Genomic DNA, 14,747 nt, shown 5'->3' with positions numbered 1-14,747 from the left:
TACATGTAAAGTAAGTCAAACGCTGTGCCCGCCATGGGCTTTGCTCCAGGCGACGATTATGAGCCGGCGACAGGGTAGGGCCAATGCTGAAGCTGCCGCGCTTTCGAGCCGCCGCCGTCCAGGCTTCTCCTGTCTTTCTCGACGCTACCGCGACCGTCGACAAGGCTGCCTCACTGGTGCGTGAGGCCGCGGCGAACGGTGCACGGCTGGTCGCGTTCCCCGAAGCCTTCGTGCCCGGCTATCCCTATTGGAACTGGATCACCGATCCCGTCACCGGAAGCGCCTGGTTCGAAAAGCTCGTCAAGGCGTCGGTGCTGGTGCCGGGCCCTGAGATCGACGTCGTCCGCAAGGCGGCGCGCGATAGCGGGTGCTACGTCGTCCTCGGCGTCAATGAGCGCAGTCCGGTGTCGCTCGGCGCAATCTACAACACGCTGGTCTTCATCGGCCCGGACGGAACGCTGCTCGGCAAGCACCGCAAGCTGGTGCCGACCTGGGCAGAGAAGCTGACCTGGACCGGCGGCGACGGCTCGAGCCTGCGCGTCTATGATACCGAGATCGGGCGTCTCGGCGGGCTCGCCTGCGGCGAGAACACCAACACGCTCGCGCGCTTCGCGCTGCTCGGGCAGGGCGAGCTGGTTCATGTCGCAAGCTATATCTCGCTGCCCGTCGCACCACCGGATTACGACATGGCGGAGGCGATCAAGTTGCGTGCCATCGCCCATTCCTTCGAAGGAAAGGTTTTTACGATCGTCTCCTGCTCGACCGTCTCGGAAGAGATCATTGCGGCAATGGAGACCGTCGTGCCCGATGCGCGGGCGCGCCTGCAGCGCAAGTCGAGCGCATTCTCCGGCGTGATCGGTCCGGACGGCCGTGTCGTCGGTGCGCCGCTGATCGACGATGAAGGCATCGTCTATGCCGATATCGATCTCGAGCGCTGCATCCAGCCGAAGCAGATGCACGACATCGTTGGGCACTACAACCGGTTCGACATCTTCGATCTGCGGGTCAATCGCCGGCCGCAGGCACCGCTCGGCCTTGCGGAAGGCGAACGTCCGGCGACCGATGCCGCGGCGCAGGCGAGCTTCATGTCAATTCCGGGCAGGACGAAATGAATGGACGTGTCGATCCAACGACCCCTCCTCACCGTCGTCCTGGCGAAAGCCAGGACCCATTACCCCGAATGGTCATCGTCGGGCGATCCGGGGCCACGATCCCTTTCGCAGTGAATGTGGTGGTTATGGGTCCTGGCTTTCGCCAGGACGACATTGGTGAGTGTGCCGACAGGACTGCATGAGACTGGACGTCACGAGATAGGACGTCATGAGATAAGACTTGGAGGACAGGATGGGCGAGAACGTCATCGGCCGGGCCAATGTCGAGGATACCCCGGTGCTCAAGGCCTATTACAAGGATCTCGAGAAACTCGAGGCCGGCGCGCTGTGGACGGTCGCCAACAAGATCGAGCCGTGGCAGCCGCAGTCGGCGTCCATCCCCGTGCTCTGGCGCTACAGCGATCTGCGTGAGCACGTGCTGCGCTCGGTGGAGCTGGTTTCGCCGGAGAAGGCGGGACGGCGGGTAATCTATCTCAGCAATCCCGGTCGCCGCGACGTGTCGGCCGCGGTCGGCTGGCTCTATTCGGGTTTGCAGGTGATGCACCCGGGCGAAGTGGCCTCCGCCCACGCGCACTCGGCCTCGGCGCTCCGCTTCATCATGGAAGGCGAGGGCGCCTATACCATCGTCGACGGCCACAAGATGACGCTCAGCGCGCGTGATTTCGTGCTGACGCCGAACGGCACCTGGCACGAGCATGGCGTCGAGGCAGACGGCTCGGTGTGCATCTGGCAGGACGGGCTCGACATTCCGCTGGTCAACGCGCTGGAGGCCAATTTCTTCGTCGTGCACCCGAAAATACAGCAGGAGGATTCCGGCTATCCCGTCGACGACATGACCAGGACCTGGGGCAATCCCGGTCTGCGGCCGGCGGATTCGCGATGGTCGAACGGCTATTCGCCGATGTTCAAATATGAGTGGGAGCCGACCTATCAATCCCTGCAGAAATATGCCGCCGCCACCGACGGATCGCCCTATGACGGCATCCTGATGAACTATGTCAATCCGGTCACCGGCGGCCATGTGATGCAGACCATCGGCGCGAGCATGCAGCTGCTGCGGCCGGGCGAGAGGACCAAATCGCACCGCCACACCGGAAGCTTCGTCTACCAGGTCGCCAAAGGACACGGCTATTCCGTGATCGGCGGCAAGCGGTTCGAATGGCGGGAGCGCGACATCTTCTGCGTTCCCTCCTGGGCCTGGCATGAGCACGGCAACGCGTCCGAAAGTGAAGACGCCTGCCTGTTTTGCTTCAACGATCTCCCCGTCATCGAAGGGCTCGGCCTCTACCGGGAAGAAGCCTATGGCGACAATGCCGGCCATCAGCCGGTCGCGGCCTGACATTATTTCGCAGAACCCAACCCAAAAGCGGATCGAGCTTTCATGCGCCTTGTCACCTACACCTTGGGCTCAAGCGGCGCCCGTCTTGGAGCCCTCGTCAATGGACTGGTCGTCGATGTCGAGCACCTTGGTGCGTCCAGCGGTGTAACATGGCCGAGTGATATGCTGTCGTTCATCGACAACAGCGTGACCCTACTGCCTGCGCTCAGCGATGCACTGGAGGACGCCAATGGCCGATTCCCGGCCGGCTCGGCGGTTGCGGTCGAGGACGTAAAGCTGCAAGCGCCGATCCCGCGCCCGCGCAAGAACATCTTCGGCATCGGGCTGAACTATCGCGCGCATGTCGCGGAGTCCGCCAGGAGCCTCGACACCGACAAGGATCTGCCCAAGCAGCCGGTCGTGTTCTCCAAGCCGCCGACCTCGGTGATCGGGCCGGGCGCCGCGATCCAGCACAACGCCAGGATGACCCGGCAACTCGACTGGGAGGTCGAACTCGCCGTCATCATCGGCAAGACCGCGACCCGCATCCCGGTCGAGAAGGCGATGGATCACGTCTTCGGCTACTCCGTGATGATCGACATTTCCGCGCGCGACAATCGCCGCGCCGGGCAGTGGATCTTTTCCAAGGGAATGGACACCTATGCGCCGTTTGGCCCCTGCATTGTGACCGCGGACGAGATTCCCGATCCGCAGGATCTGAGGCTCTGGCTGACCAAGAACGGCGTCATGAAGCAGGATTCCAATACCAAATACATGATCTTCGATATTCCGGCCCTGATCGCCGATATCTCGTCCGGCATGACGCTCGAGCCGGGCGACATCATCGCGACCGGAACGCCGGAAGGCGTCGGCGCCGGCATGAGTCCACAGGAATGGTTGTGGCCCGGCGACGTGGTCGAGGCCGGCATCGACGGCGTCGGCGTCATCCGGCACCCCGTCGTTGCGATCTGATGGCGTCGTTCTCGTTCGATCGCGCGCTGAGGTTCGGGGACTGCGATCCATCGGGGATCGCCTATTTCCCGTCCTACCTGAACATCTCAACGGCGTGGTCGAGGAGTTCTGGGCCACGGTCGGATTTCCCTGGCCGGAGTTGATCACGGTCCGCAGGGTCGGGACGCCGACGGTGCATCTGGCCTGCGACTTTTCGCGGCCGTCGAAGTTCGGCGACCATCTGGCGTTCAGCCTCAACATCGTCAAGGTCGGCCGCGCCTCCCTTCATCTGGCGCATGTCGTGACGGGCGCAGCTGGCGCGCGCTGGCAGGCGCGCCAGATCCTTGCTGCGACGTCGCTGGTCGATCATCACGCGATTCCGTGGCCCGATGACGTTCGCGCGGCTCTCACGCAATATCTGCAAGCCGGTGAGGAGGAGGCGGCATCATGATCTCGCTGTTCATGACGTTCTCCGATCCGAAAGGCGAACGGCGCATTCACACGGACGATCTCGCGGCTGCTTCTGCCATCGTGAGGTCTGTTCCGGGCATGGCCGAAGGCTTGCTGTTCACGCCGCTGGAGTAATCGGTCGATCATCCCTACAGGGATGACGGGCGAGGGCCGGTATTTGCGCTGCAACTGCGTTTGCCGGACTTGTTTGCGTGCGAGGCCGCGATGGATCGCGGCGGCCTGCTCGCAGATCTCGCGGCAGGTCGCGGACTGCCGGGCCTTGCCGGATTGGACGTGACGCATCAGGCGATGGTGACGCGCGCCTTTCCGGTCGACGACGCAACGCAAGCGGATGGGACAGTCACGCCGTGCAGCTACCTCGTGCACTATCCGGGCCGGCCGACGATATGAATGCCTGGAATCTGCACTACCTGGAGCATCATCCCTCGATCATGCGAAGCTTCCCCGGCGTTCGCCAGATCGAGATTTACACCCGCATCGATTGGGTCGACCGGCTGCCGTCACAGCGGGTCGAGTACATGCAGCGCAACAGACTGATGTTCGACAGCCCGCAAGCCCTTGCGCTGGCGCTGAGCTCCGACGTGATCAAGCGGATGCGCGCAGACTTCGTCCAGTTTCCGCCGTTCGCGGGCGGCAACAAGCATTTTCCGATGCTGACGAGTGTTGTGCAGCCAAAGAAGTCCAAGGGCGTGAACTCATAACGAGCGGCCAGCCATATCCGGATAGATGCGAGTTGGGCGAGGGCAAGGTAGTTTCCCGCAAGGGGGCGCTTGCGGGGTAGAAGCGGACATCGGCTAGCCGACAATCTCCGCTGAAATCGTCCAAAATGACGCCAACCGGTACCAACTGATCGGGCCCGACAGGGACAGGGCCTTGAAACTAATTCGGACGCATGTTGGTCTGGTTGCCGCAGGTCTCCTAGAGCTCCCTGAGGAGAGATCCGTGGCGCGATCTCGACGTCGTCGACCGCACGGCAAAAGGTCGAATCAGACCGCATCCGATCGGGTTGTTTTGTCGCCCCCGGTCGCCGGTGGGCCTGTTGTACCTATTGCAAGGCTATCCATCGTCCCTGCCGCTGCTATCGCTCTTATCGCTGTGTCCGGCATGCTTTGGTGGCTGATGTCTCCTGCCCAGTCTCTGCGTCCGCGGGTTGACCAAGAGATGACCTTCGTCGGCAGCGCCACCTGCGTTGGCTGTCATCAGGCGGAGGCCAGTCTCTGGAGCACCTCCCAGCACAGGCTCGCTATGGACCACGCGACGGAAAAGTCAGTGCTCGGCAATTTCTCCGGCGTCACATTCAGCTATTTCGACGTGCAGTCGCGCTTCTTCCGGAACGGGGAAAAATACTTCGTCGAGACCGACGGGCCGGACGGTAAACTGGCCATCTTCGAGATCAAGTACACCTTCGGCGTCGATCCCTTGCAGCAATATCTCGTCGAATTTCCGGATGGTCGCCTGCAGGCGCTTTCCATTGCCTGGGATACGCGCCCGAAAGACCTGGGCGGACAGCGCTGGTTTCATCTCTATTCCAAGGAGAATATCCATTCCGACGATGCGCTGCACTGGACGAAACTGAATCAGAACTGGAATTTCATGTGTTCGGAATGCCATTCGACCGGTGTGAAAAAGAACTACGACGCGGGCCAAAACCGATTTACCACGACGTGGAGCGAGATCAGCGTGGGTTGCGAAGCCTGTCACGGCAAGGGATCAAGTCACGTGGCATGGGCGCGCGACCGAGCGGGATGGTGGAAGTTTGGAAACACGGACGATCCGGCAAAGGGCCTGGAGGTCGCATTCGACGAGCGCAAGAACGTAGTCTGGCTGCATGACGGCGACAGACTAAAGCGCAGCGTTGCGCCGACGACATTGCGCAAGGAGGTCGAGACCTGCGGCCTCTGCCACGCCCGTCGCGGGCAGGTTTCGGAGGACTGGCATCCCGGCCGTTCGTTGTCGGAGACCCATTTCGTTACGCCGATCACCCGTGGATTCTATTCCGCCGACGGCCAGATGCGTCATGATGAAGAGGCCTACAACTATGTCCCCTTCAAACAAAGCGCGATGTTCTCCGTCGGCGTGACATGCGGCGACTGCCATGAGCCGCACAGTGGCAAACTGCGGCGCTCCGGCGACAGCCTTTGCCTGGGCTGCCATGCGAACACCTTTGTCAGCCCGGCGCATCATCATCATGAGAGAACCGAGGCGGAGGTTACGTGCGTCTCATGCCATATGGCTACGCGCAGTTACATGGTAGTCGATCGACGGCACGACCACGGTTTTCGGATTCCACGGCCCGATCTCTCCGCAACATTGGGGACGCCGAACGCCTGCAACGATTGCCACGCCGACAAGTCGGCAGAATGGGCGGCGTCCGCGATCGCTTCATGGGGCGGAGCCGGCCACGGCTTTCAGAAATACGCCGCCGCGTTCGATGCGGCCTGGACCGGCAAGCCCGATACCGCGGCCCTGCTGGCCGAGCTTGTCAGGGATCATGCAGCCCCGGCCGTCGCGCGCGCGACTGCGTTGACCGAACTTGCACCCTACCTCTCGCCCGCCAATCTCGAACTGGCACGGTCAGGTTTGAGCGATGCCGATCCCATGGTGCGGATCGCCGCGCTCGACATGCTCGAGAACGGGCCCGTCACGCAGGTTTGGATGATCGCCGCGCCGCTGCTCGCGGATCCGGTCCGCGGCGTGCGCATCCGGGCGGCGGCGCTGCTTGCTCCGATCCCGCCGGCAAGCCTGACGACGGCCGATCGCGGTCGGTTCGAACTCGTGGCCGCCGAGTTCGTCGCCGCCCAACGGCTCAATGCCGATCGGCCGGAGGCGCGCACCGCGCTCGGGACTTTCTATGCCCAGCGGCAGCTTCCGGGCGAAGCCGAGGTCGAGTATCGGGCAGCATTGCGGCTGGACCCACGCTATGCGCCGGCAGCGATCAACCTCGCCGATCTGTTCCGGCAGATCGGGCGTGATGGTGAAGGGGCCCATGTGCTGCGCGCTGCTATCGAAGTGTCGCCTCAGGACGCAGGGTTGCATCATGCGCTTGGTCTTGCGCTGGTAAGGGCAAAGCAATCCGACCAAGCGCTGAGCGAACTGCGCCGCGCCGCCGAACTCGATCCCGATCTTGCGAGGTATACGTACATCCTAGCAATCGCATTGAACTCAGCCGGGAGGCCGCAGGATGCCCGGGCCGCGCTCAAGGATAATCTTGCGCGACATCCTGACGATCGGGACACGCTAATGGCGCTTGTCGGCATCAGCCGCGATATAGGAGATCCGGTCTCCGCCCTGGACTACGCGCAGCGGCTGGCTCAAATTGCGCCGGATGACCGGTCGATCGTCGGATTGATCGATGACCTGCGCCGGCGCGCTGGACCCGCAGCGCAATAGATCGGCTGATCTCCAGCCGCATGTGCTTTGGCACGGCACTGACCTACTTTGTTGCCAGATGCCGACTTGGCGTCACGGCGGCAGGAGCCATCGGCGAAATCGAGAACGTCAGCCATGTGTTCCACCCGGACGGCCTGTTCGCAGCATCGAACTCACCGTAGCCTTTGAGATTTAGATATCCCTGCAGTTCACCAACCGGGAACAAATATTCGAGTTGCGGGCCGATACCCGTGACCGGAAGCTGCCCAGGATCGGGTGCTGACCAAAATCATCCGTGATCTGCTTGAGCTAATTCGTCGAGTGTGTCGGATGTGGCACCCGTAAAAATCCGGAGAGCCCGACTGTCGACGCGGTGAATTGGACTGCATGAGCTTCGATTTATGCTTGATCCAGATCAAATATTGAAGCCATCGATTCTGCTACGCGAAGTTTTTGACCTCTATTGCGCGGAATCTGCCTGACTTCTCTGACCTCAGTTGCGAGTAGGGAGCGCGGCTATGACTTTTCACAAATCGTCGATCTTGGCCTTGAGTTTGACACTCATGGTCTCGTTTACGGCAGCAGCTCAGCAAGTCACCGGCACCCCGGGCGCGCCAGATGCCAGGATTACGATCGACGGGCTACAACTGCCCCCTCCGCCCCAAAAATTCGGCGGCACGATCGAGCGTGAGGCAACGAAATCAAAGCCATATTGGCCGGCGCGCATCGTCCCGCCGAAGGGCGCGCCGAATGTTCTTTTGATCATTACGGACGACTCCGGTTTTGGCGTCCCCAGTACGTTTGGCGGCGTCATTCCAACCCCGGCGCTCGACCGGATCGCGCGCGACGGCCTGCGCTACACGAATTTCCATTCGACCGCCTTGTGCTCGCCGACCCGTGCGGCGCTGATTACCGGCCGCAATCATCATTCGGCTGGCTTCGGCGTGGTTGCCGAACAGGCGACAGGTTTCCCCGGCTACGACAGTGTCATCACCAAGGACAAGGCCACGATCGGCCGCATCCTCACCGACAACGGCTATCACACCGCGTGGTTCGGCAAAAACCACAACACCCCGGAATATCAGGCGAGCCAGGCCGGCCCGTTCGATCAATGGCCGACCGGAATGGGCTTTGAATATTTCTACGGCTTCATGGGCGGGGATACCAATCAGTGGGAGCCGGGAAATCTCGTTCGTAACACCACGCCGATCTATCCTTACGTGGGAAAGCCCGGCTGGAATCTGATGACGGCGATGGCCGATGAAGCGATCGACTACGTCAACCGCATCAACGCTTTGTCACCCGAGCAGCCCTTCTTGATCAAATTCGCGCCGGGCGCAACGCATGCACCGCACCACCCGACGCCGGAATGGATCGAGAAGATCAGCAAAATGCACCTGTTCGATCAGGGCTGGAACAAGCTGCGAGAGACGATCTTCGAAAACCAGAAGAAACTCGGTGTGATTCCGCAGAACGCCAAGCTCACGCCGTGGCCGAAGGACCTTATCAAGGAATGGGATCAGCTCAATGCCGACGAAAGGAAGCTGTTCCTGCGACAGGTCGAAATCTTCGCAGCCTACGTCGCGTATGCCGACAACGAGATCGGCCGCGTCGTTCAAGCGATCGACGACCTCGGCAAACTCGACAATACACTGGTCATCTATATCAACGGCGACAACGGCACGAGCGCCGAGGGCCAGCCGAACGGCACGCCGAACGAAGTGGCAATGTTCAATCAGGCCAATCCGTCGGTCGAGGAACAGCTCAAATACTTCTACGATGTCTGGGGTACCGATCGCACCTACAACCACATGTCAATCGGGTGGGCCTGGGCGTTCGATACGCCGTTCTCCTGGACCAAGCAGGTCGTGTCGCATTTTGGCGGCACCCGCCAGGGCATGGCGATCTCATGGCCGAGGGTGATCACGGACAAAGGCGGGATCCGCAATCAGTTCCATCATGTCATCGATATCGTGCCGACCATTCTCGAGGCGGCGAATATCAAGCAGCCAACGATGGTAGATGGCATCAAGCAGAGCCCGATTGAGGGTGTCAGCATGATGTACACATTCGACAAGAAGAACGAGAACGTGCCCACAACGCACACGACGCAGTACTTCGAGATGTTCGCCGACCGCGCGATCTATCACGACGGCTGGATCGCCAGCACCAAGGTCTTGCGGCCACCGTGGGTCACCGTTGCCAAGCTGCCGAACCCGATCGATTACCCTTGGGAGCTCTACGATCTCAAGAATGACTGGACGCAGTATGAGGATGTGGCGGACAAGAATCCGGCCAAGCTGAAGGAGATGCAGGATCTGTTCTGGAAGGAAGCGGAGAAATATCAGGTGCTGCCGCTTGATTCATCTGTTGCCGGGCGGCTGGTGACGCCGCGACCGAGCCTCAGTGCCGGCCGCACATCTTTCGCCTGGACTCGGCCGATGACCGGCATCCCGAACGGCGACGCCCCGAGCGTGCTCAATGCCTCCTACAATTTCAAGGCCGACGTCGAGGTCCCACAGGGCGGCGCCGAGGGCATGCTGATCACTCAGGGTGGACGTTTCGGCGGATACGGCTTCTATGTGCTGAAGAACAAGCCGGTGTTCACCTGGAATCTGGTCGACCTCAAGCGCGTGCGCTGGGAGGGGCCGGAACTGACGCCTGGCAAACACCAGATCGAGTTCGATTTCAAATATGACGGTCTCGGCGCCGCAACCATGGTGTTCGGCGACTACAGCGGCATCGGAAAGAGCGGTACTGGGGTGCTGAAGGTCGACGGCAACGCGGTTGCGACGGAGAAGATGGAGCACACGCTTCCGTTCATCCTGCAGTGGGATGAGGCTCTCGATATCGGGTCGGATACCGGCACACCGGTCGACGACAATGACTACAGCACGCCGTTTACCTTCACCGGCAAGCTGAACAGGATCACGCTGAATATCAACCGGCCGAAACTGAGCCCCGAAGACATCAAGCGACTTGAGGCCATGGCCCGGGCGGCCGGCGACGGACCGTCAGCCGATGCCGGCAACACCTCGGCCGAGACCGCCACTCCGGAGGTTTCAAGTGGTGTCGGCTTGAGTCTTGTCCAGAAAGGCGAACTGCGCCTGGACATGCGTGAGGGTTGCCGCAAGCAAGCTGAAGCGCAAGGTCTCGGGCTGCTCGAACGAATCCAGTTCGTCCGAAAGTGTGTGCAGTGACCGAAGTTGAGGAGAACGATAATGAACGTATCTGCTTCAAGACTTGCTGCGACGATCGTCGTCGCTCTGATTTCGGCAATATTCCTGACCATCGAACCACCGTCAAAGGGCGGACTTTCATTTGGTGCGGCGGCTGCTCAGGCACGGGTGGGGCGTCCTGCGACGCCCGGCAGCGTAGCTGGCGTGGCAAGACGGACTAGCCGGCGCGCGGTCGTTGGCGGGGCGGTTGTCGGCGGCGCCGTGGTTGCGCCTGTGGTGCGTCCGAGGTGCGGCTACCATCCATATCCGCCTTGCTATTAAGTTGTTTGCCGGATCTTGCGCTCCGGTCATCACCGGAGCCTGATGGCTTCGCTCTTTGGAGAAAGGAATTGCCATGCATGCAGCTATTCTAATCTAGGACCTGCAGCGGGGAGCCGGACTGCTGATCCAGGTTTCCGACCAGGTACCGAAACTTGACGTTGCGGCGACCTGCAGAGCTTCGAGGAAATCGCAAGAGTGACTATCGTCGGCTTTTGGTCCATCGCGACATACCGCGCTGTCGCACGAATTTGGTCGCTATAGAAGCAAAGCGGACGAAGTTACCCATGACGCCGCCGGGTTTATAGGTACCAGTCCCAACGACCATGCCGCCGCGATGATGACATCGTGTCACTGATTTGCCCGACGGCGCAAGCCGTTTCTGAAAATCAGTAGGTGGTGTTCCGAGCCGCCAAGCCGCTGATCTTGCGGTGGCGGGCTACTGTGCATGGGGTTGTTTTCGACATTTTGTCGAGCAGCTTGCCGCGACCAACCAACCCGGTCTCAGTGTCCGCCGAGATAGGCGGTGATCAGCCTGGGATCGTGGATCAGGTCCTTGGCCGGGCCGGACTGCACGATCTCGCCGGTCTCCAGCACGTAGCCATAGTCGGCGGTCTCCAGCGCGGCGCGGGCGTTCTGCTCGACCAGCAGGATCGACACACCGAGGTCGCGCAAGGACGCGATGGTGCGAAAGATCTCGCGCACGATCAGCGGCGCAAGGCCGAGGCTGGGTTCATCCAGCATCAGCAGCGCGGGCTTTGCCATCAGCGCGCGTCCCAGCGCGAGCATCTGGCGCTCGCCGCCGGAGAGCGTGCCGGCGGCCTGACGCTGCCGCTCCCTCAGCCGGGGAAACCGATCATAGACCTCGTCCAGCGTCTTCTGGACGCCCGAGCGGTCACGCAGGCTGTAGGAGCCGAGCAGGAGGTTGTCGGCAACCGACATGTCGGAGAACAGCTCGCGCTTCTCCGGCACGAGGCATAGCCGGCGCTCGACGCGATCCTCGACCGACATCTTACCGAGATCGCTGCCGCGGAACACCATGCGGCCGCGCGATGCGAGCAGGCCGATGGCGGCCATCAGCAGCGTGGTCTTGCCGGCGCCGTTCGGGCCGATCACGGTGACGATCTGGCCCTCGTCGACCGACAGCGAGACGTTGCGAACGGCCTCGACGCTGTCGTAGCAGACGGTGACGTCGGTCATCGAGAACATCTCGCTCACGCGACGCCTCCGAGATAGGCCTCTTGCACCCGCTCGTCGTTGCGGATCGCGCTCGGGACGCCCTCGCAGAGCTTGGAGCCGAAATCGAGCACCACGATGCGATCGACCAGCGACATCACGAACTCCATGTCGTGCTCGACGATGAGGATGGTCAGGTGGTCTGCCCGCAGCGCGCGCAGCAGCTCCGCCAGTCTCAGCTTTTCCTGGCGGCGCAGGCCCGCGGCCGGCTCATCCAGCACCAGCAGGGCAGGATCCGCGGCGAGCGCGCGTGCGATCTCCAGGATGCGCTGGTTGCCGAGCGGAAGGTTGCCGGCGAGCTCGAACGGCTTGTCGGCGAGTCCCACACGCTCGAGCTGCAGCAGCGCCTCGTGCCGGGCGCTGGCTTCCTCACGCTGGTTGAGACGAAGAACGCCGGCGAACAGGCCGCTGCGGGTGCGGCTGTAGGTGCCGAGCATGACGTTCTCCAGCAGGCTCATGCGCGGCCGCAGCTTCACATGCTGGAAGGTCCGGGCGACGCCGGCCTTGGCGATGCGGGATTGCGGATCACGCGTGATCGAGCGCCCCGCAAAGACGATTTCGCCCTTGTTGACCCGCAGCGCGCCGGTCAGGCAGTTGAACATCGTGCTCTTGCCGGCGCCGTTCGGGCCGATGACGGCAACGATCTCGCCCGATCTCACCTCGAAGCTGACATTGTTGACCGCGACGAGACCGCCGAACCTTCGCTCGGCGCCGTCGACCTTCAGCAGCAGCTCGCCCGGTGCGGGCTGCGGACGGCGTGGCAGCGGCGGCGCCGGCTCTGGCCGCTCGCGCCTGATCTTCGGCAGATAGCGCGCAATCGAGGGCACGATGCCCTGCCGCGCCCATTGCAGGAACAGGATGAACAGCGCGGAGAAGGCGACGATCTCGAGCTGGCCGGAGGCACCCTTGGCGATCAGCGGCAGATAATCCTGCACGCTGTTCTTGAGCAGGGTGACGATAGCGGCGCCGACGACCCCGCCGAGCAGGCTGCCGGCGCCGCCGACCATCGTCATCATCAGATATTCGATGCCCATGCTGGCATCGAACGGGCCCGGGCTGATGAAGCGGCTCATATGCGCGTAGAGCCATCCGGAGAGCGCGGCCAGGAACGCGGCGATCACGAAGGTCACGAGCTTGATGCGGAAGGCGTTGATGCCGAGGCTCTCGACCAGCGTATTGCCGCCGCGCAGCGCCCGCATGGCGCGGCCGAGCCGCGAGTCCAGCAGATTGTAGCCGAGCAGGAGCGCGAGGGCGACGATGCCCCAGATCAGGTAGTAGATTTGCGCGCTGGAGACGAGCGCCAATGAACCAACGCTGATCGGCGGGATCGACGAAATGCCGTTGAAGCGGCCGAGTCCCTCGACATTGCCGAACAGGAAGCCGATCGCAAGGCCCCATGCAACGGTCGAGAGCGAGAGAAAATGGCCCTGCAGGCGCAGGGTGACGACGCCGAGGATCGCCGCGACGCCGCAGGTCAGCGCCACCCCGAACAGCAGGCCGAGCCAGGGCGATTGCCCGTTGAGGGCAGAGACCCACGCGGTCGCATAGGCTGCGATGCCGACGAACGCGGCCTGCCCGAACGACACGATGCCGCCGACGCCGGTGAGGAGCGCAAGGCCGATGGCGACCAGCGAATAGATCCCGATGTAGTTCATCAGCGTGACGCTGAACGGGCTCAGCACGAATGGCGCGAGCGCGAGGCACGCCAGTGCTGCTGCTGCTGCGAGCTGCGCATGAAGGCGCGTCATTCCTCGATCTCCTCCTCGGAATGCAGCGAGGCGAGGGATCGCCAGATCAGGACAGGGATCAGCAGCGAGAACACGATGACGTCCTTCAGGGCACTGCTCTGGAACGAGGCGAAGCTCTCGAGGATGCCGACCCCGACCGCGCCGATCGCGGCGCCGGGATAGCTGGTCATGCCGCCGACGATGGCGCCGACAAACGCCTTGAGGCCGATCAAGAATCCGGAATCGTAGAACACGGTATTGACAGGCGCGATCAGGATGCCGGAGACGCCGGCCATCAGCGAGCCCAGCAGATAGGCGATGGTGCCGGCGCGCGCCGGCCGGATCCCCATCAATCGCGAGCCGGTCCGGTTCACCGCGGTGGCGCGGAGCGATTTGCCGACCAGCGTGAAGTCGAAGAACAGATAGAGCAGGCCGCTGAAGACGAGCGCTGCGAGCACGATCAGCATGGTCTGCCCCGAGATCAGCACGCCGGCGAACTCCGTCGAGAACGATGTCAGCGGCTCGGTCCGGACCCCTTCGGGGCCGAAGAACAAGAGGCCAAGGCCGACCAGCGCGAAATGCAGCGCCACGGAGACCGTCAGCAGCAGCAGCACCGTGCCGTCGGCGATCGGGCGGAAGACGATCCGGTCGAGCAGAGGGGCGATCGGCGTGATCAGCATCAACGCGAGCACGAGCCGCACGGCGAGCGGCGGGTCGATGCGCATCGTGAGCCAGGCGATGCCGACGACCGCCAATGGAAGCACGAGATAGAACAGCAGCGCGCGCGGCAACAGGCGAAGCTCGCCGCTCCGAACGAGCGAGATGATCTCGATCAGGGTCGCAAGGCACGCCAACGCCACGACCAGCGCGCCGGTGCCCGGAAAGCGCTTGGCATCGAGCGCTGCAAGCGTCAGCGCGGTGAACGCAGCGATGTCGCCGAACGGGATGAAGATCACCCGCGTCACCGTGAAGATGAGCACGGTTCCGATCGCCACCAGCGCGTAGACCGCGCCGGTGGCTATCCCGTCGATCGCAAGGATGGCCGCGATGTCGCTCGTCATTGAGG

13 protein-coding genes and 2 pseudogenes are annotated in these 14,747 nt (G+C 62.5%); 10 read left to right on the top strand and 5 right to left on the bottom strand.

All coding sequences use genetic code 11. The features are described 5' to 3' along the window. Window positions 1-83: 83 nt before the first annotated feature. From ACVISU_RS05255 to ACVISU_RS05225, 7 genes are all read left to right on the top strand, one after another. Window positions 84-1,112, top strand: a complete 1,029-nt coding sequence (locus ACVISU_RS05255) for a carbon-nitrogen hydrolase family protein (protein ID WP_456706222.1) — start codon at window positions 84-86, stop codon at window positions 1,110-1,112. A gap of 232 nt (window positions 1,113-1,344) precedes the next feature. Continuing rightward, the gene (locus ACVISU_RS05250; protein ID WP_456706221.1) at window positions 1,345-2,451 is read left to right on the top strand and encodes a cupin domain-containing protein; all 1,107 of its coding nucleotides are present in this window, start codon (window positions 1,345-1,347) and stop codon (window positions 2,449-2,451) included. Between the two features lie 42 nt (window positions 2,452-2,493). Then, window positions 2,494-3,402, top strand: a complete 909-nt coding sequence (locus ACVISU_RS05245; RefSeq protein WP_456706220.1) for a fumarylacetoacetate hydrolase family protein — start codon at window positions 2,494-2,496, stop codon at window positions 3,400-3,402. Between the two features lie 94 nt (window positions 3,403-3,496). Next, on the top strand, window positions 3,497-3,832 hold the full coding sequence (locus ACVISU_RS05240; protein WP_456706219.1) for an acyl-CoA thioesterase: 336 nt from the start codon (window positions 3,497-3,499) through the stop codon (window positions 3,830-3,832). Continuing rightward, on the top strand, window positions 3,829-3,966 hold the full coding sequence (locus ACVISU_RS05235) for a hypothetical protein (RefSeq protein ID WP_456706218.1): 138 nt from the start codon (window positions 3,829-3,831) through the stop codon (window positions 3,964-3,966). The genes ACVISU_RS05240 and ACVISU_RS05235 overlap by 4 nt, the downstream gene beginning before the upstream one ends. Before the next feature lie 90 nt (window positions 3,967-4,056). Beyond that, window positions 4,057-4,242: a hypothetical protein gene (locus ACVISU_RS05230; RefSeq protein WP_456706217.1), complete on the top strand. Its 186-nt coding sequence runs from the start codon at window positions 4,057-4,059 to the stop codon at window positions 4,240-4,242. After that, a complete protein-coding gene (locus ACVISU_RS05225) occupies window positions 4,239-4,553 on the top strand; it encodes a hypothetical protein (protein ID WP_456710999.1) in 315 nt (104 codons plus the stop codon). The genes ACVISU_RS05230 and ACVISU_RS05225 overlap by 4 nt, the downstream gene beginning before the upstream one ends. Here the strand turns inward: ACVISU_RS05225 and ACVISU_RS05220 are convergent. Then, window positions 4,538-4,621: pseudogene (locus ACVISU_RS05220) on the bottom strand (IS5/IS1182 family transposase); the annotation flags it as partial. The gene ACVISU_RS05225 and the pseudogene ACVISU_RS05220 overlap by 16 nt on opposite strands. A gap of 392 nt (window positions 4,622-5,013) precedes the next feature. Here ACVISU_RS05220 and ACVISU_RS05215 point away from each other — a divergent pair. Then, window positions 5,014-7,242 (top strand): multiheme c-type cytochrome, encoded by a 2,229-nt coding sequence (locus ACVISU_RS05215; protein ID WP_456706216.1) that lies wholly within the window; start codon window positions 5,014-5,016, stop codon window positions 7,240-7,242. Window positions 7,243-7,285: 43 nt separating this feature from the next. Here the strand turns inward: ACVISU_RS05215 and ACVISU_RS05210 are convergent. Continuing rightward, window positions 7,286-7,527, bottom strand: a pseudogene (locus ACVISU_RS05210) (transporter); the annotation flags it as partial. Between the two features lie 212 nt (window positions 7,528-7,739). Between ACVISU_RS05210 and ACVISU_RS05205 the strand changes: the two are divergent. Both ACVISU_RS05205 and ACVISU_RS05200 read left to right on the top strand, forming a co-directional pair. After that, window positions 7,740-10,421 (top strand): arylsulfatase, encoded by a 2,682-nt coding sequence (locus tag ACVISU_RS05205; RefSeq protein WP_456706215.1) that lies wholly within the window; start codon window positions 7,740-7,742, stop codon window positions 10,419-10,421. A 21-nt stretch (window positions 10,422-10,442) separates the two neighbouring features. After that, window positions 10,443-10,721: a hypothetical protein gene (locus ACVISU_RS05200; protein WP_456706214.1), complete on the top strand. Its 279-nt coding sequence runs from the start codon at window positions 10,443-10,445 to the stop codon at window positions 10,719-10,721. A gap of 501 nt (window positions 10,722-11,222) precedes the next feature. On the opposite strand, the gene ACVISU_RS05195 is transcribed toward ACVISU_RS05200, so the two are convergent. The 3 genes from ACVISU_RS05195 to ACVISU_RS05185 are packed head-to-tail and all read right to left on the bottom strand — an operon-like array spanning window position 11,223 to window position 14,742. Continuing rightward, on the bottom strand, window positions 11,223-11,936 hold the full coding sequence (locus tag ACVISU_RS05195) for an ABC transporter ATP-binding protein (protein WP_456706213.1): 714 nt from the start codon (window positions 11,934-11,936) through the stop codon (window positions 11,223-11,225). Next, window positions 11,933-13,702: a branched-chain amino acid ABC transporter ATP-binding protein/permease gene (locus tag ACVISU_RS05190; RefSeq protein WP_456706212.1), complete on the bottom strand. Its 1,770-nt coding sequence runs from the start codon at window positions 13,700-13,702 to the stop codon at window positions 11,933-11,935. Before ACVISU_RS05190 ends, ACVISU_RS05195 begins: the two co-directional genes overlap by 4 nt. Further along, window positions 13,699-14,742, bottom strand: a complete 1,044-nt coding sequence (locus ACVISU_RS05185) for a branched-chain amino acid ABC transporter permease (RefSeq protein WP_456706211.1) — start codon at window positions 14,740-14,742, stop codon at window positions 13,699-13,701. Before ACVISU_RS05185 ends, ACVISU_RS05190 begins: the two co-directional genes overlap by 4 nt. Window positions 14,743-14,747 lie beyond the last annotated feature (5 nt).

This window comes from Bradyrhizobium sp. USDA 4452, assembly GCF_054063575.1.
Note: the sequence above shows the minus strand (reverse complement) of the source record. Positions and strands in the feature narration are given on the sequence as shown.

What these genes read in the sequence shown, in the direction of transcription:
- ACVISU_RS05230 (WP_456706217.1), top strand. Translation starts at nt 4,057, where the DNA reads ATGGATCGCGGCGGCCTGCTCGCAGATCTCGCGGCAGGTCGCGGACTG.
- ACVISU_RS05205 (WP_456706215.1), top strand. Translation starts at nt 7,740, where the DNA reads ATGACTTTTCACAAATCGTCGATCTTGGCCTTGAGTTTGACACTCATG.
- ACVISU_RS05190 (WP_456706212.1), bottom strand. Translation starts at nt 13,702, where the DNA reads ATGACGCGCCTTCATGCGCAGCTCGCAGCAGCAGCAGCACTGGCGTGC.
- ACVISU_RS05235 (WP_456706218.1), top strand. Translation starts at nt 3,829, where the DNA reads ATGATCTCGCTGTTCATGACGTTCTCCGATCCGAAAGGCGAACGGCGC.
- ACVISU_RS05255 (WP_456706222.1), top strand. Translation starts at nt 84, where the DNA reads ATGCTGAAGCTGCCGCGCTTTCGAGCCGCCGCCGTCCAGGCTTCTCCT.
- ACVISU_RS05245 (WP_456706220.1), top strand. Translation starts at nt 2,494, where the DNA reads ATGCGCCTTGTCACCTACACCTTGGGCTCAAGCGGCGCCCGTCTTGGA.
- ACVISU_RS05250 (WP_456706221.1), top strand. Translation starts at nt 1,345, where the DNA reads ATGGGCGAGAACGTCATCGGCCGGGCCAATGTCGAGGATACCCCGGTG.
- ACVISU_RS05215 (WP_456706216.1), top strand. Translation starts at nt 5,014, where the DNA reads ATGACCTTCGTCGGCAGCGCCACCTGCGTTGGCTGTCATCAGGCGGAG.
- ACVISU_RS05185 (WP_456706211.1), bottom strand. Translation starts at nt 14,742, where the DNA reads ATGACGAGCGACATCGCGGCCATCCTTGCGATCGACGGGATAGCCACC.
- ACVISU_RS05225 (WP_456710999.1), top strand. Translation starts at nt 4,239, where the DNA reads ATGAATGCCTGGAATCTGCACTACCTGGAGCATCATCCCTCGATCATG.
- ACVISU_RS05200 (WP_456706214.1), top strand. Translation starts at nt 10,443, where the DNA reads ATGAACGTATCTGCTTCAAGACTTGCTGCGACGATCGTCGTCGCTCTG.